This window comes from Proteinivorax hydrogeniformans (genome assembly GCF_040515995.1).
In the GTDB taxonomy this organism is placed as follows: domain Bacteria; phylum Bacillota; class Proteinivoracia; order Proteinivoracales; family Proteinivoracaceae; genus Proteinivorax; species Proteinivorax hydrogeniformans.
This window is the reverse complement of the sequence record NZ_CP159485.1, coordinates 1,951,434-1,974,727: the sequence shown is the minus strand read 5'-3', so window position 1 is coordinate 1,974,727 and position 23,294 is coordinate 1,951,434. Positions and strand designations below refer to the sequence as shown.

At 38.7% G+C, this 23,294-nt stretch carries 17 protein-coding genes and 1 riboswitch; all 17 genes read left to right on the top strand.

Translation table 11 applies throughout. The features are described from left to right. The first annotated feature begins 1,576 nt into the window (after positions 1 to 1,576). The 17 genes from PRVXH_RS09450 to gcvH all read left to right on the top strand — a co-directional run bounded on the left by PRVXH_RS09450 (position 1,577) and on the right by gcvH (position 23,291). The gene (locus PRVXH_RS09450; RefSeq protein ID WP_353892534.1) at positions 1,577 to 4,576 is read left to right on the top strand and encodes an efflux RND transporter permease subunit; all 3,000 of its coding nucleotides are present in this window, start codon (positions 1,577 to 1,579) and stop codon (positions 4,574 to 4,576) included. 237 nt (positions 4,577 to 4,813) lie between these two features. Continuing rightward, a complete protein-coding gene (locus PRVXH_RS09445; RefSeq protein ID WP_353892533.1) occupies positions 4,814 to 6,433 on the top strand; it encodes an ATPase, T2SS/T4P/T4SS family in 1,620 nt (539 codons plus the stop codon). After that, positions 6,430 to 7,434, top strand: a complete 1,005-nt coding sequence (locus PRVXH_RS09440; RefSeq protein ID WP_353892532.1) for a PilT/PilU family type 4a pilus ATPase — start codon at positions 6,430 to 6,432, stop codon at positions 7,432 to 7,434. Before PRVXH_RS09445 ends, PRVXH_RS09440 begins: the two co-directional genes overlap by 4 nt. 3 nt (positions 7,435 to 7,437) lie before the next feature. Then, the gene (locus PRVXH_RS09435; protein ID WP_353892531.1) at positions 7,438 to 8,637 is read left to right on the top strand and encodes a type II secretion system F family protein; all 1,200 of its coding nucleotides are present in this window, start codon (positions 7,438 to 7,440) and stop codon (positions 8,635 to 8,637) included. Positions 8,638 to 8,648: 11 nt separating this feature from the next. Beyond that, a complete protein-coding gene (pilM, locus tag PRVXH_RS09430) occupies positions 8,649 to 9,587 on the top strand; it encodes a pilus assembly protein PilM (RefSeq protein ID WP_353892530.1) in 939 nt (312 codons plus the stop codon). Beyond that, positions 9,584 to 10,114 carry a PilN domain-containing protein gene (locus tag PRVXH_RS09425; RefSeq protein ID WP_353892529.1) on the top strand — a complete coding sequence of 177 codons (531 nt, stop codon included), beginning with the start codon at positions 9,584 to 9,586 and terminating at the stop codon, positions 10,112 to 10,114. The genes pilM and PRVXH_RS09425 overlap by 4 nt, the downstream gene beginning before the upstream one ends. Beyond that, a complete protein-coding gene (locus tag PRVXH_RS09420) occupies positions 10,107 to 10,649 on the top strand; it encodes a hypothetical protein (protein ID WP_353892528.1) in 543 nt (180 codons plus the stop codon). Before PRVXH_RS09425 ends, PRVXH_RS09420 begins: the two co-directional genes overlap by 8 nt. A 2-nt stretch (positions 10,650 to 10,651) precedes the next feature. Next, positions 10,652 to 11,392 (top strand): prepilin peptidase, encoded by a 741-nt coding sequence (locus PRVXH_RS09415; protein WP_353892527.1) that lies wholly within the window; start codon positions 10,652 to 10,654, stop codon positions 11,390 to 11,392. Between the two features lie 169 nt (positions 11,393 to 11,561). Then, a complete protein-coding gene (locus tag PRVXH_RS09410; RefSeq protein WP_353892526.1) occupies positions 11,562 to 11,897 on the top strand; it encodes a prepilin-type N-terminal cleavage/methylation domain-containing protein in 336 nt (111 codons plus the stop codon). 413 nt (positions 11,898 to 12,310) lie between these two features. Further along, positions 12,311 to 12,781 (top strand): type II secretion system protein, encoded by a 471-nt coding sequence (locus PRVXH_RS09405; protein WP_353892525.1) that lies wholly within the window; start codon positions 12,311 to 12,313, stop codon positions 12,779 to 12,781. Positions 12,782 to 12,803: 22 nt separating this feature from the next. After that, positions 12,804 to 14,384: a prepilin-type N-terminal cleavage/methylation domain-containing protein gene (locus PRVXH_RS09400; RefSeq protein WP_353892524.1), complete on the top strand. Its 1,581-nt coding sequence runs from the start codon at positions 12,804 to 12,806 to the stop codon at positions 14,382 to 14,384. 16 nt (positions 14,385 to 14,400) lie between these two features. Next, on the top strand, positions 14,401 to 16,275 hold the full coding sequence (locus PRVXH_RS09395) for a prepilin-type N-terminal cleavage/methylation domain-containing protein (RefSeq protein ID WP_353892523.1): 1,875 nt from the start codon (positions 14,401 to 14,403) through the stop codon (positions 16,273 to 16,275). A gap of 791 nt (positions 16,276 to 17,066) precedes the next feature. Continuing rightward, positions 17,067 to 18,131 (top strand): D-alanine--D-alanine ligase family protein, encoded by a 1,065-nt coding sequence (locus PRVXH_RS09390; protein WP_353892522.1) that lies wholly within the window; start codon positions 17,067 to 17,069, stop codon positions 18,129 to 18,131. Between the two features lies 1 nt (position 18,132). Then, on the top strand, positions 18,133 to 18,771 hold the full coding sequence (locus PRVXH_RS09385) for a histidine phosphatase family protein (protein WP_353892521.1): 639 nt from the start codon (positions 18,133 to 18,135) through the stop codon (positions 18,769 to 18,771). Between the two features lie 18 nt (positions 18,772 to 18,789). Continuing rightward, positions 18,790 to 19,416, top strand: a complete 627-nt coding sequence (locus tag PRVXH_RS09380; protein ID WP_353892520.1) for a cyclodeaminase/cyclohydrolase family protein — start codon at positions 18,790 to 18,792, stop codon at positions 19,414 to 19,416. 2,136 nt (positions 19,417 to 21,552) lie between these two features. After that, positions 21,553 to 21,658, top strand: a riboswitch (glycine riboswitch). A 156-nt stretch (positions 21,659 to 21,814) separates the two neighbouring features. Then, complete coding sequence (gene gcvT, locus PRVXH_RS09375) at positions 21,815 to 22,912, top strand: glycine cleavage system aminomethyltransferase GcvT (protein ID WP_353892519.1); 1,098 nt, start codon at positions 21,815 to 21,817, stop codon at positions 22,910 to 22,912. Position 22,913: 1 nt separating this feature from the next. Beyond that, positions 22,914 to 23,291: a glycine cleavage system protein GcvH gene (gene gcvH, locus PRVXH_RS09370; protein ID WP_353892518.1), complete on the top strand. Its 378-nt coding sequence runs from the start codon at positions 22,914 to 22,916 to the stop codon at positions 23,289 to 23,291. Positions 23,292 to 23,294 lie beyond the last annotated feature (3 nt).

Sequence of the window (23,294 nt, the reverse complement as noted above, 5' to 3'; positions counted from 1 at the left end):
GTACATTTCTAGCTAAACTAAATAAAAAAAGGTTCCGATCATCGACATTTGATGATTGGAACCTTTTTTATTGGATAGTTTCATCTAGAAGTGGCTGCATAAAACCCTTTCCAACTTTCTGCCAACCAACTTTCCACTGACCCTAAAGCAGAACCAACATAAAAACATTGGCCGCGAAAACGTATAAATTTGCTTACTCTGCTGGGACAAACGGCATGCTTTAAATCTGCTCATTCTGCTTGGTCTAGGAGTAAACGGTATTGTTTCGAAGCACTACAGTGCTCCTGCAGAAATCGTTATGGAATAATAATGAAATTACTAGGATACGTGGATAGTTTGACCGCTTACTGAAGGGTTTGTCATTTAGTGGCAGGGCGTATTGTAGGAGTAGTGTGAAGTTGGAGTCAACTTTGGTAACCATATAAGGAGACGCAAATGGCCAGACTGCTTAGAAGTGCCTAGATTCTAGGCGCAGTTGATGGACCAGGGCGGGAGCGTATCTTCTAATACGTGACTGATCTGGGCTAGCAATTTCAACAACGAAGATGGGTGCTGATAAGCTGTCTGCAGCAGAGGAACTCCGTAGCCCGTAGGTAAATGACAAACCCTGAACTGACATGAGCATGGGGTTGAGTTCGCCCTTGCGGGCTAGATCCTTCGGCAAGCTCAGGATGACCTTTTGGGATACCTCTGCGGTACTACTGATTATCATTACCAAAAACTTTGGCCGCGAAAACGTATAAATTAGCTACATGCTGGCTCTGAAACTCACTCCAAATTCTGCTTGGTCATAGATACAGTAGTTGGTTCTATAGATTTTACCGCTTGAGCTTACTGAAGGGTTTGTCATTTACTGGCAGGGCGTATTGTTTCGATGCGTCTTTTCTCCCTGTGAGTAAGCCTTTGGCGTTAAGCTATCTTTCATTGACATCAAAGACATGGATATGTCGTCTTATAAGCCAAAGGTGTCGAACATGTGGAGAAACAGCATAGGAACTCCGTAGCCCAGAGGTAAATGACAAACCCTGAACTGACCTGAGCATGGGTTTGAGCTTTGCGTGGGTCCTGCGCCCTTTGGGCTAGATCCTTCGGCAAGCTCAGGAGGACGTCAAAAAAAACTGGCTGCTTATCCTGGGGAATGAATCTCCCACTACCCCAGAAAACCAGTAAAGAAGATGGTTGGAAAGTTGAAAGTGGAAAGGGGAAAGTGGAAAAGCAATAAAACAGGGGCTTTCTATAAGTAAAAGCTCTAACTGAACGGGGTTTGGACCCAGCATGTAACTTGTTTCGTGATGTTTACCGTGGCCAATTAAGGATTTGTTATTAGCGCTCTTAAGGGCTAGATCCTTTGGCGGCCTTGATATGATGTCAGAAAAAAGTAATGCTAAGCGGCTTAGTCCGGAAATGTATTTTCCTATGCGCTAGAAAACCAGTAAGATAGAAGATATGTGGCTTAGGATGGGTTTGTAAACCATACGTAAGAATTTGCACTATACGAAGAAGATAAATGGTTTTTAGTATGTTTTAAGATGCAATAACACAAACTAATGGGAGATTTTTTATTGGAGGGAAATAAATGACCATTGGTGATATAGCTGTAAAACGCCCTGTGGCAATGGTAATGCTCATGGTTTTTGTACTATTACTGGGATTTGTTGCTTTTACTAATTTACATATGGACCTTTTACCTAAGTTTTCTCCCCCTGTATTAGCTGTGATTACAAATATGCCGGACACAGCTCCTAAAGAAATGGCAACATTAGTAACCGAACCTCTTGAAAGCATCATAGGAACAACAGCAGGTCTTAAAAACATGAGCTCTCACTCTTCGCAGCAAACATCTCTTATAATTTTAGAGTTTGATTGGAGAACTAATTTAGATACTGTAAGAGATGAAATCAAAGAAAAAATCGAGCTTGCCCCCATTCCAACGGAGGTTAACCAGCCGATTATACTAAAGTTTGACCCCACTAGCATGCCTATAATGGATATCTCTATTATAGGGGATGAGGACATTAATAAAACTTATGATTTTGTGGAAAATGAGGTCATCCCAAAACTTGAAACTTTAGATGGAGTTGCATCGGTTGATGTAACAGGGCTTCCAGCTCCTGAGGTACACGTCTACCCAGACCTATATAAACTAGAGGAGTATAATATCTCATTTGAGCAATTAGCTGGTGTGATAGGTGGAAACAACATTAACTTACCTGCACATACAGTTTTAAAGGAAGATAAACGATTGCCAGTTAGGATTCTTAGCGAGGTCCAAACTGTGGAAGACCTGGGAGAATTTGCTGTATCAATAGCTGTAGATGACTTATTTGAACCTGTGCTTTTAAAGGATATAGCTGATGTAAGTTTATATGACGATATATCCCAAGGAATAAGTCGAACCAATTTAAAGCCTAGTATAAACCTGTCGATTCAACAAGAAGGCGATGCCAACCTAGTTTCAGTGAGAAACACTGTCATGGCAGCACTTGAAGACATTGAGTTTAATTCCTTTGAATACGTGATCACCCAGGACCAAGGAGAGCTTGTAAAAATATCTATTAACTCCGTAGCACAAAGTTTATTCATTGGGGCGGTGCTTGCCCTTTTAATTTTATATGTGTTTTTACGCAGTCCTGTAAGCACCTTAATAATAGCTCTGTCAATCCCCTTTTCTATTGTGGCCACCTTTGTTCTAATGCACTTTGCGGGACTTACATTAAATCTAATGACTTTTGGCGGGCTTGCACTGGGCGTTGGGATGTTAGTTGATAACTCTATCGTTGTAATCGAAAATATTTACAGACACAGACAGGAAGGAAAAAACTCAATTGAAAGTGCTAAATTAGGAGCTAATGAAGTAGCTAGCCCTGTTATCGCGTCCACCTTTACCACAATGGCAGTATTTTTGCCTGTAGTTTTTGTAGGTGGATTTACCGGAGAGTTATTCAAGGAGCTAGCGTGGACTGTGGCTTTTGCTTTACTTGCTTCGCTGCTAGTTGCTCTTACTGTAATTCCTATGCTGGCATCTAAGCTATTAAAAAAACAAACCGCTAAAACTTCAACAAAAGCGCCAAGCTTTTATGGGAAAGTGCTAAAAAAAGTAATTGCAAGACCGCTGGTTCTGATACTAATTATCCTAGCTGTATTTATACTATCAGTCTATCAGTTTTACAGTATAGGGACGGAATTTTTACCGCCCATCGATGATGGGATGCTAGCGGTAACTATAACAACTCCTGTCGGAACCACCTTAGAAGCGACAGATAAAGTGGTAAAGCAAGCAGAAAAAATCATAGCACAAATTGACAACATCGATGTGTTTTCTAGTAGCGTCGGGCAAAGTGGTAGTATGTTTTCAACTCGTGAAAATACCAATAGAGGCAGGATAAATATTAGACTTATGCCCCAAAATACGCGAACCAAAAGCACCTCAGAAATAATCGCTCAGCTAGAGCAAAGCTTAGCAGACATAGATGGTAGCGTTAATGTAAGCAAACAGAATCAAATGCAGAATATGACAGGTGGCGATACCATAGCCCTTTCTCTAAGGGGTGCTACCTTAGAGGAGGTAGAAAAATATCAACAAGAGCTTATAGATAAACTAAAAAAACAGGAATATATAGGCGAGGTAACATCCAGCTTAGACGAAAGTAAGCCTGAGCTACAAATTGCAGTTGATCAAGAGCAAAGTACCATGATGGGTTTAACAGCAGTGCACATAGCGGATCAGGTTACTAGAAAACTACGGGGGCAGCAGATCAGCTTTTTAAGAAAAGACGGTGATCGAATCCCAGTTATGCTAACATTACCATCGGAGCAAAAAGACTACGATAGTCTCATGGACACAACCATGACTTCTATTGCGGGCTTTGAAGTACCGCTAACGTCTATAACCCAAATTGAGGAAAAAGAGGGCCCACGACAGATTTATAGAGAAAATCAGAAAATGACTTCAAGTATAGAAGGACAGATACTTAATAAGGACCTAGGTACAGTTAAAAACAACATAGAAGAAATCGTGCAAGATATGGATCTACCCTCCACAGTTACCATTGAATTTGATAGGGCTGCACAACTTATGGAGGAAGGATTTGGGGAGCTAAAAACAGCCCTTTTATTAGCCATAGCCTTGGTTTATATAATCATGGCAGCACAGCTAGAATCATATCTCAATCCTTTTATCATAATATTAACGTTACCGTTAGCCTTTATCGGTGTTGTATGGGCGCTAATCTTAACATCCACTGATTTTGGAATAACTGCTTTTATAGGAATTATCATCCTAGCAGGGATAGTGGTGAATAATGCTATAGTGCTGGTGGATTACATTAGCTTACTTAGAAAAAGAGGGTTATCTAAGGAAGAAGCGATAATAGAGGGGGCGCAGACACGGTTTAGGCCTATAATAATGACAGCACTAACAACAATGTTGGCGATGCTGCCGTTAGCGTTAAAGTTAGGTGAAGGGGCGGAACTCCAAGCACCAATGGCAATAGCTGTGATGGGTGGACTATTAACATCAACCTCTCTTACATTGTTCATAATTCCAGCCCTATATAAACTTATAAACAGAGTTTAAAGTGAGGTCTCACAGAGTTTGCCATCATGGGAAATTTCAAGTGCTGGATATATAAAAAAAGAGGGGCTGTCTCGATTTAACGAGGCAGCCCCTCTTTTTTTAGAAGAATTTGGACTTAAGACTAAAAAAAACAAATATTAGCAGGATTATAGTCCTGCTATGTAGTATTATACATAATAGCGTTTTAGTCGGCTTAGTAACATATAAAATGCCAGTTTGTAAAGGGGGAATGAGCAGATGGACAAAAAACTTAGGTTGGGAGACCTGTTAGTTGATACGGGGAAAATAACACAAGAGCAGCTTTCACAAGCGTTAGCCTATCAAAAGCAAAAAGATGTACGTTTAGGATCGGCTTTAGTGGAATTAAATATACTTACAGAAAATGAGCTTATAGAGGTGTTGGAGTTCCAACTAGGGATACCACATATAAGCTTGTATAAATATCCTATAGATGAAAAAGTAATTAACATCATAACCTCTACTGTGGCTAAAAACTTCTCTGTAATGCCGATAAAAGTACAAGATAATAGACTGACTTTAGCTATGGCTGACCCACTAGATGTGGTTGCCATAGATGAAATAAGCGATAGCACAGGATACGAGGTGGACCCAGTAATAGCTGCCCCAGATGAAATAAAGCAAGCCATAGATAACCATTATGGAATCAAAGAAACCGTTGACAAAGCTATGGAAAACCTCAAATCGCAACAACAAAACGTAAGTGATGATATGCTAGAAATAGATACTCTAAAAGACATGGTTGATGATGCTCCTATAGTTCGTGCAGTAAACTCCATTTTAGAACAAGCTGTTATGGAGGGAGCAAGCGATATCCATATAGAGCCTAGGGAGGATAACCTACAAGTTAGATTTCGTATAGACGGCGTACTTCATGACATCATGACTTCGGCCAAAAGCACCCAGGCAGTCATAATTTCAAGGCTTAAAATAATGGCCAATATGGATATAGCGGAACGAAGGCTGCCACAAGACAATAGATTTCAAACAGAGATTAAAGGCAAACAAATTGACATTAGAGTATCAACTCTACCAACTATTTATGGAGAAAAAGTTGTTCTTAGGATACTTGACACTGACTCGCTAATTTTAGATGTAAACAAGCTAGGCATGAGCGATACAAACCTAGAAAAATTTAAAAAAGTGCTAAATTACAGCACTGGCATATTTCTAGTAACAGGGCCTACTGGGTGTGGGAAAACCACCACACTCTACTCTGTGCTAAATCAGATTAACTCCAGCGATCAAAACATCATTACCATCGAAGATCCTGTTGAATATAGGTTAGATGGCATAAATCAAGTAAACGTAAACACCAAAATAGGTCTTGATTTTGCAAGAGGGCTGCGTTCTGTGCTAAGGCAAGATCCCAATGTAATAATGGTAGGAGAGATAAGGGATAAAGAAACTGGTGAAATAGCCCTTAGAGCTGCCATGACAGGGCATTTAGTGCTATCCACATTACACACAAACGATGCTGTATCAACCTTAAACAGGCTGGCAGATATGGGATTGCCACCGTTTTTAATATCATCAACTATAAATGGTGTGTTAGCTCAACGTTTGGCACGAAAGCTTTGCCAACAATGCACAGGCATAGGCTGTAAAAAGTGCAACGAAACCGGATATAAAGGCAGAGTGGCAATACAAGAAATGCTAGTGATGGATGACTCCCTAAGAGAGGCGCTGCAAAATAATGCAAGCACCTCTAAACTAAAAGAAATAGCACTGCAAAATGGACTGATAACTTTATACCAAGATGGCATAGACAAGGTATCTCAGGGCCTTACATCAAAAGAAGAAGTGCTCAAAGTTGCTTATGGGGAGGGAATAAAATGAAAGACTTTCATAAACTCCTAGAAACAGCAGTAGAAAAAGAAGCATCTGATCTGCACATAAGAGAAGGATTGCCCGCAATTTACAGGATGGATGGTAGCTTACAAAAAAGTGGCGATGTCATCAAAAAAGAACAAATTATCACCTGGTGTAAAAACCTAGCTGGAGACATTGACAACTTATATCAAAAAGATCTATCCTATCAATTAAAAAATCTAGCCCGCTTTCGTGTCAATATATATAGACAAATGAATAGCTTTAGCATGGCTATAAGAATTATTCCATCCCAAATACCACCGCTAAGCACATTAAATCTTCCTGATACAATGGAGAAGCTATGCAAGCTAAAACAAGGATTGGTGCTAGTTACAGGAATTACAGGTTCCGGTAAATCCACCACCTTAGCATCTATGGTAAATGAAGTTAACAAAACAGCTCAAAACCATATTATTACCTTAGAAGACCCTATTGAATATATTCATGAATGTAAACAATCTCTTATAAACCAAAGGGAAAAAGGAGCACATTTTCAAAAATTTAGCGAAGGTTTATCCGCCGCTATGCGGCAAGACCCCGACGTGATTTTGGTAGGAGAGATGCGAGACTTAGAGACAATCAGCACCGCCTTAACAGCAGCGGAAACAGGGCACCTAGTGCTAGCCACCTTACATACCCAAAGGGCCCACCAAAGCATCGATAGAATGATAGACGTCTTTCCACCCCATCAGCAAGGACAGATAAGAATCCAGCTAGCCTCAACCTTAAAAGCGGTGTTAACCCAGCAGCTAGTTCCCAAAACATATGGTGGAAGAACAGCGGTGGCAGAGCTTATGGAATGCAACACAGCTATAAAAACACTTATAAGAGAAGGGAAAACCCATCAGATACCCTCAATTATCCAAACAAACAACACCATGACAACCTTCGAAAAATCCCTAGAAAACTTATATAACCAAGGGGAAATAGACGAAAAAACCTTCCACATGTTCTCCGTAGGAGGCTAAAAAATGAACTATAAATATGTAGGCAAGGACACCTTAGGAAACGTAGTCAAAGGCAACATAGAAGCGGAAAATGAGCAAAGAGCACTTTGGCTGCTAAAGGAAAAAGAAGTATTTGTAACCAAAATTAAAGAAATAGAACAAACAAAAAGCATAGGCCAAAAAGGACGCATAAAGTTAAAGGACATGGCAATATTTTGCAACCAGCTATCAGCAATGGTAGAAAGCGGGGTGCCGGTTGCAAAGGCGTTAAAAAGTCTTCAGCAGCAAACCGAAAGTAAAGTGCTGAAAAGAAATTTAGTGGAAGTTGTAAAGGATATAGAAGGTGGCAAATCCTTATCCGAAAGTTTAAAGGAGCGAGAAGGTGCCTTTCCACAAATTTTCATTAGCTTAATAGAAGTTGGTGAGATGGGTGGGGTGCTAGATGTAACCCTTAAAAGGCTTGCAGAGTTTTTTGAACGGGAAAAAGAAATTAACGATAAAGTAAGATCAGCCCTAACCTACCCGGCATTTATCATGGCTTTTTCTGGTATTGCAATAATTTTTCTCCTCGTTTTTGTAATTCCAAACTTTGTGCAAATGTTTGTAGATATGGGAGTAGAGGACGAGCTGCCAACTATTACTGTGGTTTTAATAAGCATAACCGATCTTTTAAGACAAGACTTTATAACTCTTATAATCATTGTGTTAGCTGCATTAATGTTGGCAAAACACCTTTTGAGAAATGAAAAGATTGCAAAATATATCGATGGCAAAAAAATAAACCTACCTATATTCGGTAGTTTGCTTCGTAAGGTTGCCCTTTCTAAATTTACAAAAACATTAGCAATAATGGTTCAAAGCGGAGTTGATATTATTACTGCTTTAGGCTTAGTATCAAAAACCGTTGAGAACAGAGACTTTGAAGAAAGAATACTAGAAGCCCGCGAACATCTCAGGGAGGGGACAGGATTAGTTGACCAGCTTAAGAATAACCCCTTTATAGACACTATGGCGATACAGATGATTGAAGTAGGTGAAGAAACAGGAAGCTTAGATAAAATGTTAGATAAAGTGGCAAAGTTTAACGAAGACGAAGTAAAGCATACAACAGATAGGGTGTCATCGCTAATAGAGCCAATTATGATAGTAGTCCTTGCTGTTATTGTGGCCGCGATTTTGATGGCAGTTCTTCTGCCGATGTTTGACTTACTTCATGTTATTTAGGAGGGGAAAAAATGCTCTTGTTATCCCAAAAAAAGTTAGTAGGAATAGACATAGGTCAAAAAATGACCAAGATTGCTTATAAAAATAAAGAATTCGCTGTTGAAACACCGGAAGGATCAGTTGGAAGGGGAGGAACTCCTAACCCCTCTATATTAGGGGAGAGGTTAAAGCAGGTAGTTTCAGAAAATGGATTAGCTAAAAAATTTGCTGTAATATCTTATAATGGGCAAGGAGTTTTTACAAAAGTTATCCAAGTTCCTAAAAAGCTTAAATTAAGTGAGGTAAACAACTACATCCAACTACAAAAGGACAATATTTTACCATTTGGTACTGAAGATAGCGTAATGGATTTTATCCAACTTGGTAGCGATGATAACCATCAAAACATCCTTGTGCTAGCACTTAAACAAAAATCTGTACACCCCTATTATGAAGCTGTTAAAATAGCAGGATTAAGGCCAAAGGTGGTAGATATTCCCGCCCTTGCCTTAAAAAGAAAGTATTTTGATAAAGAAAATCTTGAAGGGTTGCAGTTAATCGTCGATGTAGGTGAGCGTTCAACTAATATTCATATCTACAAAGAAAAACAATTTAGGTTTTCAAGAAGTATCACTGTAGGAGGCGCAGACTTTGGAGCGGTGGCTTCTGCTGCGAAAGAAATGACAGCTAAAGAAGGAAAAGAAGTGCCTCTAACTTCACCGGCACTAGCCGATGTATTTTATCATTTGCAAAGAGAGCTTAACAGGTCTATAGAATATTTTAGATATAGAAGCGGAAAACAGGAGTTAACAAGCTTTACGTTGGCTTATATTACCGGAGGATATGGCAAAACACCGGGGCTAGATGAGGTTTTTGCCCAGTCCTTAGATATACCATTAGAAAGCATAATTAGCGATGACTCAAAATATAGCCTTGCACAAGGATTAACGATGTGGGGTGATGGAAAATGAAACAAAATATAAATTTACTACACACTTCGCTCCAACATCAAAGTTATGCAGCAAGTAAAAAAATAATTAAAACAACTGTAGCAGTGCTTGTTATTGCGTCAATCTTGATATCGGTATTAACCTTGTATATAAACGTTCAGCGTAAGGAAAGCTTACTAGCCGACGTGCAGCAAGAACTTGCAGACAAACAAACCCTAAAAAATGAAATAAAGGAAGAAATGAATAAACTTTCGGACATTAACAGTTTAAATGATACAGTTACCCATCTTGAAGAAAATAGGCATAACAAACTTAGGGAAATTAAAAAGCTAGAGTCGCTAACTCCTTCAGAAGTGGATATTGAAACAATTTCTGTTAGCGACCAACGGATATCAATACAAGGGTCCAGCCCAACTAGAGCAAACATATCTGAGCTTCTGCAAAACCTATATAGTTGGCAGGGGTACAAATTTACTGTAAGTTACATAGCTCCCCAAGGGCAAAGCTACGGTTTTAATATAGAGGGAAGGGGGAGCGGTGATGAATAAGTATCTTAGCAAAATGACCAATAGAGAAAAATCTATGACGATTATCTTAGTACTTTTGATAGCGCTATATGGTTTGTACTCATTAGCTTTGGCGCCGCAACTTGCTAGGCTAAATGAAATAGAAGATAAAATTGCTTACACACAGCAGGAAATTCAAGAACTGGACATATCATTGCAAACATACGAAACATGGAATGAAAGATATGACACAGAAACAATTGAAAAACTAAATGCAAGCGTCCCTCCCACCCTCCAAAAGCCCCAAATTATAATATGGCTTGAGGAAAATGTAGATGACACCTCCTTTAGCTTTAACATAAACCAAGACGAGCTAGCAACCTTACAGGTGCAAGTATCTTTTACAGGAACGTTCCAACAGGTAAAAGAGTTTTTAAATGAGCTTTACGAAAATCAACGCTTTGTCGATGTTTCAAACCTTAATGTAAGGCAGCATGAAGAAGCTTGGCGGGTGGAAATGTCGCTCACATATTACGGGCAGAGCTACTACCGTAAAAAGTTTGGCGGGGAAAACTAACGATGCAGGCGATTGTGATTATATTCGGCCTGATGGTGGGAAGTTTTTGTAACGTATTGATATATCGTCTACCCCGCAAAAAATCCATTGTGTTTCCTTCCTCCCACTGTATTAACTGCAAAACAAGAATAAAAATCATACACTTAATCCCTCTTATAGGTTTTTTGGTATGTAAAGGTAAATGTCATAACTGTAACAGCAAAATATCTTTAAGATACCCACTGATAGAGACTTTGACTGCAGCACTGTTTTTACTTACCTATAATTTATTAGGACTAAATATAGAAGCATTATTTTTTCTTAACTTAGCGGTGGTTAGCCTTGTTATAGCATTTATAGATCTAAAACATCTGATAATCCCAGATGAATTAAACATATGGCTCACCCTTACCGGTACAGTGTATGTGATTTATACAGCTAGCTACCTAAATATATTTGCAGCTATAGCATTTTTTACTTTCTTTTATGCTGTTGCCATAATCTCCAAAGGTGGAATGGGAGGGGGAGATATAAAATATGTGTTTCCTCTAGGACTACACTTAGGCATAATAAATGGGGCATTGATGCTGCTAATATCCTTTGTAATAGGTGGAATAGTTGGCATAACACTACTGAGCTTAGGACGAGGGCGAAAAACAGCAGTGCCCTTTGGACCATTTTTAGCAACAGCCACATTTATAACAATTTTTTGGGGTGATAGCCTAATAGATATTTATTTACGACTAGTTATAAATGGAGGATAGCCCTCAGCCCCTATAAGTTATGCAAGGGCGATTTCGATGACGTTGAGAGCTGTTAAAGATAAGACAACAAACTTTACTTTAGCTACATAGCTAGAGCGAAAGGGCAAGACCAAAGTTACAAAAGGGATGACCCCTTTTAATATAAATAATAAATAGGAGGAGATAAAAAATGTTTAAAATGTTAGCAAAAAAAGAAGAAGGATTTACGCTTATTGAACTGATTGTGGTTATTGCGATTATTGGAATTTTAGCAGCGATAGCTGTACCGAGGTTAGGTAGCTTTACTGATAGCGCAACAGAACAAGCAGCTGAAGCAACAGCAAGAACTTTGAATAGCGCTACTACGATTTATTTGGCAAAAGGTAATGAATTAAAAGAAGAAAAAGATGCTATGTACAAAGCTCTAATTGATGAAGAGTTAATTCAATCAGTGGATAACATTGATCATGTGAACTATAATAAAAATGCAGATGATGGCGATAGTTGGTGGGAATCCAACAAGTAAGTAGGGATAGCATGGTTTATAAGGTGTTTAGGATTCTAACCTGATTCCTACTCTACAGATTATTTACAGGAGTCAGCTTGCGAGCTGGCTCTTTGCGATGTTGGTTGCCATCAGTTTACTTAAATAGTGATTGGTATTGGTGATGGAGTTATATCTACTGTTGTTGTTTGAAAGCTTTTATGAAATCATTCAATTTGTTGTCAGAATAAGAGATTAGGGAGTATAGCTATGCAATATTGTTATGCTATCATTGAATTAGCGCTCCAATACCATTATTAAAGTTAACTAAAACGTTATTTAATTATTATAAAATAAATATCGAAAGCAATATGGAGGTTTAATAAATTAAAAACTGCTAAAACTGCAATGTGCTTTTAACTCTTTGGCTATGCAAGGTAGAAAGGATGTTTTTTATGATAAAGGGCTTTGATGACATAAACAATAAAGGATTTTCTCTACCTATGGTTTTAATGGTTATTATGGTGCTTTCTATACTTTTAGCTTCAGTCTTTTCTTTGACACAATCAAATACAAAGCAAATTGTAGCCCAAGAAAACAATCTCAGAGCTTACTACTTGGCAAGATCGGGCATTGAAATTGCATATGCCGCTATGATGGATGAACATGAACCCTATGGGCAAAAAATCCATAGGTTAATTAAATATAATGATGAAATTGAGCATATAGGCCTTAAGCTTCCCCCAAACGACCCTATAGGAAGTGTAGATATCAAGGTTTATTATGACGAAGCTGCCAAAGAAGTTATTATTGAATCTAAAGCAAATTTAATCGACGCTTATGGAACATCCAAACTTTCTTTACATATCAAGTATGATGAAAACAATCCTGGCGATTTTACTAAGACCAGATGGGTAAGAAATTAAAGGCTTAGAAAGGAGGGTTTTTATGCGAAACGAAAAAGGTGTAACTCTATTGGAAGTAGTACTGGCTACAGCAATCGCTTTGGTTTTATTAACAGTAGCGTACAATATGCTTTTTGTGGGAGTGAGAAGTCACTCTACCTCTGTGAAAATCTTTGAAGAACAGTCGGATATGCGATATACCGCTGAGACAATTAACAACACCTTGCGTTTTGCTTCTGTGGCCTTTGCTGTCCCTGAGGAACAATTTGCGCCTCAGTTAGATCATGCAGGAAGAATTACCGGCTTAGCAAAGCCTTGGAACTATATAGGTCTAAGCCCAGACGGTGATTCGCTAGTGCATTATGAGTACCATAATGAAACTGATTCTTATAAAATGAATGTCCTCGCTCAGCCTAAGGGTGATTTAACATATCAGCTCAACTTTAGAAAGACCTCAGAGTCTCAAGAGGATAAGAATATCAAATACTTTTTAAGGGGAATTGATAATGGGCGTGAAAAATTTGAGATTTCAACAGAGGTAGAAGCCCTTAATGCTCTACATGTTATTGATTGGGGAGACGAGAGCAATATGTCGGTGGCTCTAGCTTACAGAACAGAAGAAACTCCCAAAATTCATGAAAGGCCAGTGGCTGCAATGACTATGGTTTTAGATACCTCGGGCAGTATGAACGATGATCTTGATGGCAATAGCCCTAGGGAACAAGAAAAATCAAGGATTGAAATTTTAAAAGAAACACTGAAAAGAATGTTTTCTGTAATGGAGAATAATGGAGGAGAAAACATATATGCAAGATTGGTCCCATTTCACGCCAATGCAAACTCACCCCATCCAAATTACAACAAAGATCCAGAAAGATTTAATAAAGTGCGGGATGATAACGTAAACTGGAATAATTTAATTGATAATCTGAGTGCAGATAATGGCACCAATACTGGTGATGGAATGAGGCGGGGCTACTATCATCTATTGGACTTTAACAACAACCTAGGCAATTATGGATTGACTGACGATACAGAAGTAGAAAACTATATGGTTATTATGGTAGACGGTGTATCAACCATGGCCAGCGCTGATGTTTGGTGGCGTCGTCGACATGGTTATGGATACAGTGATTACATTCTAGATGATGGAAATATCAGTAAAAACACCCCGACATATTCGAATTGGTCTGGGAAAGGGGGGCATTGGGAGAGATCTCCTTCGCAAGTACCTAATCCATCAAATTGGTGGAACTATCAAGGTCGTTGGCATATAGGAGATGGTATGGGTTTGTGTACTTTGGCTACAAAGTACGTAGACCGAGTCGGAGAAGACTTAATTCAAGCAAAAGACCCTGCAGCTGAAGATTTGGGCCTAGACGGAAATATCTTTGTTATTGGTTTTTCCAACTTGGATGAGGACTTAGAAAGCGTAAAAGATATAGCAAAAGCAGTGGGTATCGAAGTGGCAGAAGACAATTCAGATGTAGAAAATGATTTTGTTTATAATGACAGGGTGTTTATTGCCAGAGATGGCGATAAGCTAGATGAAATTTTTAGAAATATAGCTGGTTATATTTCAGAAGACTTATGGCAAATAGAGGGTCCTAGGATTACAGAGTAGGAAAGAGGGTGTAATTATGCTGGATCGGAAAGGTTTGACCTTAATTGAAGTTATTATCTCTATGGCGTTAATCAGCATTGCCTTAATAACTTTTCTGGGCGCATTTGGCCAAGGGATATTGCTCACTAGTAGAGGGGCAGAGTTGACACAAGAAACCTTTAAACATCAGGGGAAGATAGAAAATGAAATATTAAATATAAAGGACGATTTTGCTAATGAAGCCGAAAACCCTGCGCTGGATGATCTTGAAATAACTGTTTTTCAAGGAGAATATAAAAGTGATGTTAGAGTAAGGGAAATCAGTCAGCATATTAGAGGAAATCGATATTTTAAAGTGCTAGTGTCTAATGTACCGATAATGGAAGCACAGGCACCCAAAGTAGATTTAGAAGTCAGCTTGTATCCAGAGAATCAATTCCCATGGTATGACAATATCGAAAATATTAGGGGGGAATATAGAATTCATAGTAGCCCTGTGGTTTTTCAAAATCGCATTCGCTGGTATAGATCAAAAGAAGAGCCAGAGAATACAAAAAAAATGTATACAAATCCGTCTTTCCCTGGCGGCTATGAATATTTCGGTGAAATAGAAGAGGAGCAGCCCAATGATTTTTTAAAAATTCAATACTTATCTCAAGGAGACATTAATTTTATTGGAAACAGGTTTTATTATTTCGAAGCAAGGCCATATACACTTGCTGGAAGGCTTGGCCATTTTAGAAATTCTGAGCGGATGCTGATACTTAATAGGGCAGGAAGTCAAGAATGGCAAAAATTGATTGAGGATGTTTACTTTGAAAATGAAAACATTAGTTTTAGAGAAAATGACACTATTTATGCAGAAGTCATGCAAAACCCCAACCACCCTACTCTAAATCTTGATTGGAAAGAAAATAAAGATCCCCAAGGTCCTTTATTAACAACCCCATTACCACAGTATTCCGAAGACGCTTTCTCCCATACTACTAAAGTAAAATGGCAGCTTGATCCAAGAGCCCTCTCAGCTGACCTAGAACAACATGGTATAGGTGTTTTTATAGGAGAAAATGACAACAAAGGCACCATGATGACTTTTGATGTTCAAAATGAACAACTGAGAATTGATAGCATTACAAACAATCAATATAGCGGTGAGATTAAATCTATTAATCTTTTAAGCGATGAGAGATTTGAGCCGTTTAGAGACCAGGGCAAATTTGACTGGGACAAAACATACCAGCTTGAGCTAGTTTCTAGGAAAGTTACTGAAGGTACTGAAATTTTTGCAACGTTATTATATGAAGATGTAAGCGGAGGAGTAGTTAAGAGTGAGTGCATTGGATTTACCAGTAACCACAAATTTAGCCATGTCGGTTTCAAAGCTTTTTCAAGCGAAAACTATATTCCTAATTTCCATTCCGAGGTCCATAATCAATATGATCGAAACTATGCAGCACATTTCTATGATATGAAAGTACAAGCGGAGCACTGGGAAGATGGAGCAAGTCATGGATTTTATCAAGGTGGGGGGAATAGTTCGAATATTAGAGATGGGGCTAATGCATACGATAAGAACATCTTAATGGATAGAGAGAATACTAAAGCGACTGGTAACGAAACGACAATTAAGGCAAATTGCTTACAGTTTTCAAAGAGGACTAATTTGGAAATTAGCAATAACAATACATTAATGATAAAAGTAAATGAAGGAGTAATATTTGATACAAAAATTACTTTTGGAAATAATAGTTCAAAAATTATTATTGAACCAACGGAAAAAACTCCTATATTTGTCAATTTTGAAAGTCTGGAGTCGCTAAAATTAAAAGTAAATGATAGAATAATTGAAACAAATGGGCTCACTAGTATTACAATAAATAATGGTGACAAACTAGAGATTACGAAAAAATAGCCCAAAACAAATAAAAAATGGTTCCGATCATCGATTTTTGATGATTGGAACCATTTTTTACTGAATAACTTGATGAGTAAGGGCGTTGGGGAAAGTGGAAAGTTGAAAGTGGAAAGTTGAAAGTGGAAAAAACAGGGTCTTTCCTATATGGTTACCTAATATGAATGGGTTTGGACCCAGCATGTAGCTAATTTCGTGATGTTTACCGTGGCCAATTAAGGATTTGTTATTAGCGCCCTTATGGGCTAGGTCCTTTGGCGGGCTTTGAGATGAAGTTAACTAATTGCCAATACTAAAAACAATTGGTCGCAAAACGTATAAACTTACTTATTCTGCTTGGCCAGGGCATGCTATAAATTTGATTAATCTGTAGGAGATTTTGCTAATAATATACACTTTAAAAGAAAAGTGTATATATCTCATTCCTGCTGCATTTAAAACAGGGTCTTTCTTATATGGTTACTTAATATGAATGGGTTTGGACCCAGCATGTAGCTAATTTCGTGATGTTTACCGTGGCCAATTAAGTTCTTAGGGTCGTGTTTTGTATTACTAACCTCTGACCTCATATTACTTATTACCACTACTCGTGATGTTTACCGTGGCCAATTAGGGTTTGTAATTAGCAAAACGCTTTCCTAGCATTTAAACCTACTTAAAGCTCAAAAGCAGGAAATCCAATGCTACAGAAAGAATAATAAATAAATGTATATTTTAATATTTTCACCTGACTACATAAAACATCAAACACATATACTAATTAGTAGTGATTATACAAGGAGGTTTATTTAATGTTAAACGTTGCAGTTGTTTACGGTGGGCAATCCGGCGAACACGAAGTGTCTATTCAATCAGCTAAGTATGTACTTAAACTATTAAAAAATGGGAAATATAACCCCATTCCAGTAGCTATAGATAAACAGGGAAGATGGTTTGGAGATGTAACCCCTAAGGAATTTGAACAAAATGGAAATGGAGGCACGCCTCTATTATTTAACCTAACAGACAAGACACTTATAAAAATTGAAGATGGCAAACAAATATCTTTAGATATTGATGTCCTTTTTCCTGTTCTTCATGGGCCATATGGAGAAGATGGTTCAATACAAGGGATGCTAGACATGCTCGACATACCATACGTTGGCAGTGAAGTGCTAGGATCGGCAGTTGCCATGGATAAAGCAGTTAGCAAGAACATTTTAGAAAACAAAGGTTTTCCAGTAGCTCCATATACCACCTTTAAAGCCCATACATGGAAAAAAAATCAACAAACTATCATAGAAGAATGCGAAAAGCTTGGGTATCCTCTATTTGTTAAGCCAGCCAATCTAGGCTCTAGCGTAGGCATAACCAAAGCTAAAGATAGAAATCAACTAATAGAATCAATAAAATTTGCTCTTCTTTACGATCATAAAATTGTGGTAGAAAAAGGACTTATCGCCAAAGAAATAGAAATAAGCATTATAGGAAATGAAGAGCCGATTGCATCAACAACAGGCGAAATTATTCCTACTGGTGAGTTCTATGACTACGAAGCAAAGTATATTGACAAATCTTCTACCACCATCCCAGCTAACGTAGATGAAAAAGTTACTAATCAAGCACAAAGGCTTGCAAAAGAAGCATTTTTGGCGTTAGACCTTAAAGGCATAAGTCGGGTTGATTTTTTCTATGAAGAGAAAACTGATAAACTGTGGATTAACGAAATTAACACCATGCCGGGTTTTACTCCCATCAGTATGTACCCCAAGCTGCTAATAGCGTCCGGCTTTACAGAAGACAAACTAGCTGATACATTAGTCGAGCTAGCCTTGGAAAGGCATAAAAACAAAAAACAATTAAAAGGTGACAGATGACATGAGACTAATTTTAGTTCGTCATGGTCAGACTAAATGGAACCTACAAAAGAAAATCCAAGGTTCCACTGACACAGAGCTTAGCCAACAGGGAATAGAAGAAGGAAGACTTGTAGCTAAACGACTATCAACATGGGACATAGACTATCTATACTCAAGTGACTTAAAGCGGGCAGCAAAAACCGCACAACTAATCTCTGAATATCACCCTAAACCTTTGCCCATAAACTACGATATTCGCTTAAGAGAAAGCTCTTTTGGCAAGTGGGAAGGGTTAACAATGAAGCAGGTTAAAGAAAAATATCTTAAACAATATAAAAGTAGAGAAGAAACACCCCACGTAAACATTCCAGACGGGGAAAGCTTTAAAAGTTTTTCGCAGCGTCTTGCAGGTTTTATAACTCAAAAAAAGTCCCAGCATCTAAATTGCAACATAGTAGCAGTAGCTCACTCAGCAGTCATAAAAACAATACTTCATAACTACCTAAACCTAAACTGGACGACAACGAAAAATTCCATATACCTTTCAAATTGTAGCATTTCTGTGCTAAAATTTTTGCCTAGCAAAGTGGTGTTAGAAAGGCACAACGATACTGCCCACTTTGAAAATAATGAATTAAAGGAAGTGCCTAGACATTAAAAGGAGGAGGAGTTTATCATGTTCAAAAATTTAACAGTACAACAGTTTGTTGACGAGTTATCATCTAAAAAAGCTACACCAGGTGGAGGAAGTGCCTCTGCAGTAGTTGGCTCAATCGGGGTTGGGCTAATAGCTATGTATTGTGAAATAACAGCAAAAAGCAAAAAGTTTGCTGACGTAAAAGAGGAAGTGGAGCAACAAATTGAGTTTTTAACTGCTTTTAAAGAAAAATGCTTAGATCTAGCGGATAGAGATACCGAGGCTTTCAATGAAGTAATGGCATCATTTAAACTGCCAAAGGAAACAGATGATGAAAAAGCTGCAAGAAAACAAGCTATCCAAGACGCAACCAAACAAGCTACCGAAGTGCCACTAGAGCTGGTAGCAGCTATGGTCCCAGTACTGCAGCTAGTACCACCGCTAATTAAAAAAGGCAACCCCAACGCCCTAAGCGACTTACAAGTGGGTATGGAAATGTGCTACACCGCCATGTCCGGAGCAGCAGCCAACGTAGAAATCAACCTACCATCGATAAAAGACACCCAATTTAAGGAAAGAGTAGAAGAAGAACTTCTACACCACCATGCGGCAGCTCAGAAGGCTATGGATGAGGCTAAAGCTCTTTTCTTTCCAGACAGCTTATAAGCACCTATCTTCGTTGTTGCCCGATACTCAGAATGTCCTCACGTATTTAAAGATACGCTCCGGGATTCTGAGTATCGGGCGCCTAGAACCTAGGCACTTCTAAGCTGTCTGGGCGGGTCATAAGCACTTATCTTCTTCGTTGCTGAAGCCAGACCACTTATAAGCACTCATCTTCGTTGTTGTAAAATAAAGTCCAGACTCCTCACGTATTAATTATACGCTGTGGGGCCTGGACTTTATTTACGCCTAGAATATGAGTACTTCTAAGCGGTCTGGTGGGGTCAGAAAACCTAAACGTACAAATCAAAGTTCTTTTCCAACCTCTAACTTCTCACCTCTTATTACCATTACCCCACGTATTAATTATACGCTGTGGGGCCTGGACTTTATTTACGCCTAGGATATGAGCACTTCTAAGCGGTCTGGTGGGGTCAGAAAACCTAAACGTACAAATCAAAGTTCTTTTCCAACCCCTAACTTCTCACCTCTTATTACCATTACCCCACGTATTAAATATACGCTGCGGGCCTAGGCGTTTTTTGCGCCTCGAATCTGAGTACTTCTAAGCTGTCTGGAATGGTAATCAGTAGTATGAGGTAAGATGTTGGGAAAAACCACCAATCCCGCACGTCATCCTGAGAGCGCAGCCGAAGGATCTAGCCCACAAGGGCGCTAATTTCAAACCCTAATTGGCCACGGTAAACATAACGAAACAAGCTACATGCTTGGTCCAACCCATTCATAATAGATAATCATATAGGCAAAACCCTGTTTTAAACAGCAAATTAGCAAAATCTCCTGCAATTTAACAAAAACCGTTTATTTGTAGACCAAGCAGAATAAGCAAATTTATAGCAAGCTCTTTGGCCCAGCAGAATAAGCAAATTTATACGTTTTCGCGGCCAATTGCTTTTAGTAATGGTAACCAGTAGTATGAGGTCAGATGTTAGTAAAAACCAAAACCACCATAACAAAATAGGGGACCCGAATCCCTGCAGGGTTATCTCGAAAGTCATCCTGAGCGCAGCCGAAGGATCTAGCCCACAAGGGCGCTAATTTCAAACCCTAATTGGCCACGGTAAACATAACGAAATAAGCTACATGCTTGGTCCAACCCCATTCATAATAGATAATATATAGGCAAAACCCTGTTTTAAACAGCAAATGAGATATAGACACTGTTTTTTTAAAGTGTATATTATTAGCAAAATCTCCTGCAGTTTAACAAAAACTATTTATTCCCAGACCAAGCAGATTAAGCAAATTTATAGCAAGCCCTTTGCCCCAGCAGAATAAGCAAATTTATACGTTTTAGCGGCCAATTGCTTTTAGTAATGGTAACCAGTAGTATGAGGTTAGATGTTTGTAAAAACCACCAATCCCGCACGTCATCCTGAGGGACACCGAAGGATCTAGCCCACAAGGGCGCTAATTTCAAACCCTAATTGGCCACGGTAAACATAACGAAACAAGCTACATGCTTGGTCCAACCCTATTCATAATAGATAATCATATAGGCAAAACCCTTTTTAAACAGCAAATTAGCAAAATTTCCTGCAGTTTAACAAAAACCATTTATTCCCAGACCAAGCAGATTAAGCAGATTTAAAGCCTGCCCTTTGGCCCAGCAGAATAAGCAAATTTATACGTTTTCGCGGCCAACTGCTTTTAGTAATGGTAACCAGTAGTAAGAGGTCAGATGTTAGTAAAAACCACCATAACAAAATAAGGGACCCGAATTCCCGCAGGGTTATCTCGAAAGTCATCCTGAGCGCAGCCGAAGGATCTAGCCCACAAGGGCGGCAAAAACAACCAAGCATTTTACCAACCTCTAACTTCTCACCTCTCACTACCATTACCCCATATTTTATCGGAGTGTTACCTATGTGTTGAACCATTTTTGTTACCTATGTCCTGACTGAACAACAACCAGGTTTTAATTGTCAATTGTCCATTGTCAATTGTAAATTCGCCCTTGACCTCCTGCCCAAATCATACCTGCTGTCCCACTACCATCATACAAATTCTTTAATTAACTTTTAAAATCTTGCAGGAATTTTTCCTTACTTATAGAATAATAAATTTACAGTAACTGTACTATGTATTAAATATATAATAGTACTAAATAAAGAGTGAATGATCCTGCGGGGAGAGTTTTGCATATTTATGCAAACGCCGAAGAAGAAAGCTGCCCTTGGCGAAGGGTGGTGAAACTTTCAGGTAAACAGACCCAACGGGGACACGTCTCTGGAGAGCACAATGCACCAACGGGGAAAAATCTCTCAGGTATAAGGACAGAGGAAAGCCGCTTAGGCTTTCCTCTTTTATGTTGTTGAGAAAAAATTCTCAAGACATATTCTTTACATCTAATCCAAAAACTAATAGCGGAGGTGTTTTAATGGAACAAGGTAAAAAAACCCCCCTTCATCAGCAACACATCGACCTAGGGGGAAAAATGGTAAACTTCTTTGGCTGGGAACTGCCAGTTCAATATTCTGGCATCATCGACGAAGTAAATTCCGTAAGAAATGCAGCAGGCATTTTTGATGTATCCCATATGGGAGAATTCATGGTAGAAGGAGAAGGTAGCTTAGATTTCCTTCAACACATGCTGACAAACAACGTAGCAAAAATTAAAGAAAACGGTGTTCAATATACCATGATGTGTAATGATCAAGGTGGTGTAGTTGATGACCTATTGGTTTACTTTTTAGCGGAAAACAAATATCTACTTGTAGTTAACGCCTCAAACCTAGAGAAGGATTTTAATTGGCTAGATGAACATAAACCAGAAAATGTAAAACTTACAAACATCTCAGACCAAATAGCACAAATTGCCCTACAAGGTCCAAAAGCTCAAAAAGTTTTACAAAAGCTAACAGACTTTGACTTAGGAGAGATTAAGTTTTTCCGTCACAGAGAAAACCTAAATATAGACGGGCACGAAGTCTTAGTTTCTCGTACAGGTTACACCGGCGAAGACGGTTTCGAAATTTACGGGACACATAAAGCCATATCATCATTGTGGGATAGAATACTTTCTGTTGGAGAAAAAGAGGTTGTGCCTGCCGGTCTTGGTTCTAGGGATACTTTGCGATTTGAGGCGAGATTGCCTTTATACGGTAACGAAATCACTGAAGAAATTTCGCCTATCGAGGCAGGCTTAGGCTTTGCTGTCAAATTTAAAAAGCCTGAATACAAGGGTATGAAAGTGCTAGCTGAGCATAAGCAAAACCCACCAAGAAAAACCGTGGGCTTTAAAATGAAAGGCAAAGGAATTCCCCGTTCTCAATATAAAGTTTTAAACCAAAACGAAGAGGAACTAGGTTTTGTAACCACAGGTGCTTTTTCGCCAACGCTAGATGAAACAATAGGAACAGCCCTTGTATCAGACACAAATCTAGATATTGGCGATGAAATTCTAATAGCAGTACGCAAGCGCAGAATCCCAGCGGAAATTATATCACTACCATTTCTAAAAAAGGAGGACAAATAAAATGTCAAATTTAATGTACACAAAAGATCATGAATGGGTAAAAGTAGAGGGTAATAAGGTAACTGTAGGAATCACAAATCACGCTCAAGACCAGCTAGGTGATGTGGTATTTGTTGAGCTTCCTGAAGTTGACGAAGAGGTAGAAAAAGGAGACGATTTTGTTGTAATTGAGTCAGTAAAAGCAGCTGCTGACGTTTATTCTCCAGTAGAAGGAACAATAACAGAAGTAAACGAAGACCTTGAACACAGTCCAGAACTAATAAACGAAGATGCAGAAGGAAAGGCATGGATTGCAATCTTTGAAGTAGAAGATACAGACCAATTTGAAGAAGGATTTATGACGTTAGAGGAATATCAAGCCCTTATCGAGGAGGAATAAGTT

What these genes read in the sequence shown, in the direction of transcription:
- PRVXH_RS09390 (WP_353892522.1), top strand. Translation starts at nt 17,067, where the DNA reads ATGTTAAACGTTGCAGTTGTTTACGGTGGGCAATCCGGCGAACACGAA.
- gcvT (WP_353892519.1), top strand. Translation starts at nt 21,815, where the DNA reads ATGGAACAAGGTAAAAAAACCCCCCTTCATCAGCAACACATCGACCTA.
- PRVXH_RS09425 (WP_353892529.1), top strand. Translation starts at nt 9,584, where the DNA reads ATGAAACAAAATATAAATTTACTACACACTTCGCTCCAACATCAAAGT.
- PRVXH_RS09415 (WP_353892527.1), top strand. Translation starts at nt 10,652, where the DNA reads ATGCAGGCGATTGTGATTATATTCGGCCTGATGGTGGGAAGTTTTTGT.
- PRVXH_RS09450 (WP_353892534.1), top strand. Translation starts at nt 1,577, where the DNA reads ATGACCATTGGTGATATAGCTGTAAAACGCCCTGTGGCAATGGTAATG.
- PRVXH_RS09405 (WP_353892525.1), top strand. Translation starts at nt 12,311, where the DNA reads ATGATAAAGGGCTTTGATGACATAAACAATAAAGGATTTTCTCTACCT.
- PRVXH_RS09445 (WP_353892533.1), top strand. Translation starts at nt 4,814, where the DNA reads ATGGACAAAAAACTTAGGTTGGGAGACCTGTTAGTTGATACGGGGAAA.
- PRVXH_RS09395 (WP_353892523.1), top strand. Translation starts at nt 14,401, where the DNA reads ATGCTGGATCGGAAAGGTTTGACCTTAATTGAAGTTATTATCTCTATG.
- PRVXH_RS09400 (WP_353892524.1), top strand. Translation starts at nt 12,804, where the DNA reads ATGCGAAACGAAAAAGGTGTAACTCTATTGGAAGTAGTACTGGCTACA.
- gcvH (WP_353892518.1), top strand. Translation starts at nt 22,914, where the DNA reads ATGTCAAATTTAATGTACACAAAAGATCATGAATGGGTAAAAGTAGAG.
- PRVXH_RS09435 (WP_353892531.1), top strand. Translation starts at nt 7,438, where the DNA reads ATGAACTATAAATATGTAGGCAAGGACACCTTAGGAAACGTAGTCAAA.
- PRVXH_RS09410 (WP_353892526.1), top strand. Translation starts at nt 11,562, where the DNA reads ATGTTTAAAATGTTAGCAAAAAAAGAAGAAGGATTTACGCTTATTGAA.
- PRVXH_RS09385 (WP_353892521.1), top strand. Translation starts at nt 18,133, where the DNA reads ATGAGACTAATTTTAGTTCGTCATGGTCAGACTAAATGGAACCTACAA.
- PRVXH_RS09380 (WP_353892520.1), top strand. Translation starts at nt 18,790, where the DNA reads ATGTTCAAAAATTTAACAGTACAACAGTTTGTTGACGAGTTATCATCT.
- PRVXH_RS09440 (WP_353892532.1), top strand. Translation starts at nt 6,430, where the DNA reads ATGAAAGACTTTCATAAACTCCTAGAAACAGCAGTAGAAAAAGAAGCA.
- pilM (WP_353892530.1), top strand. Translation starts at nt 8,649, where the DNA reads ATGCTCTTGTTATCCCAAAAAAAGTTAGTAGGAATAGACATAGGTCAA.
- PRVXH_RS09420 (WP_353892528.1), top strand. Translation starts at nt 10,107, where the DNA reads ATGAATAAGTATCTTAGCAAAATGACCAATAGAGAAAAATCTATGACG.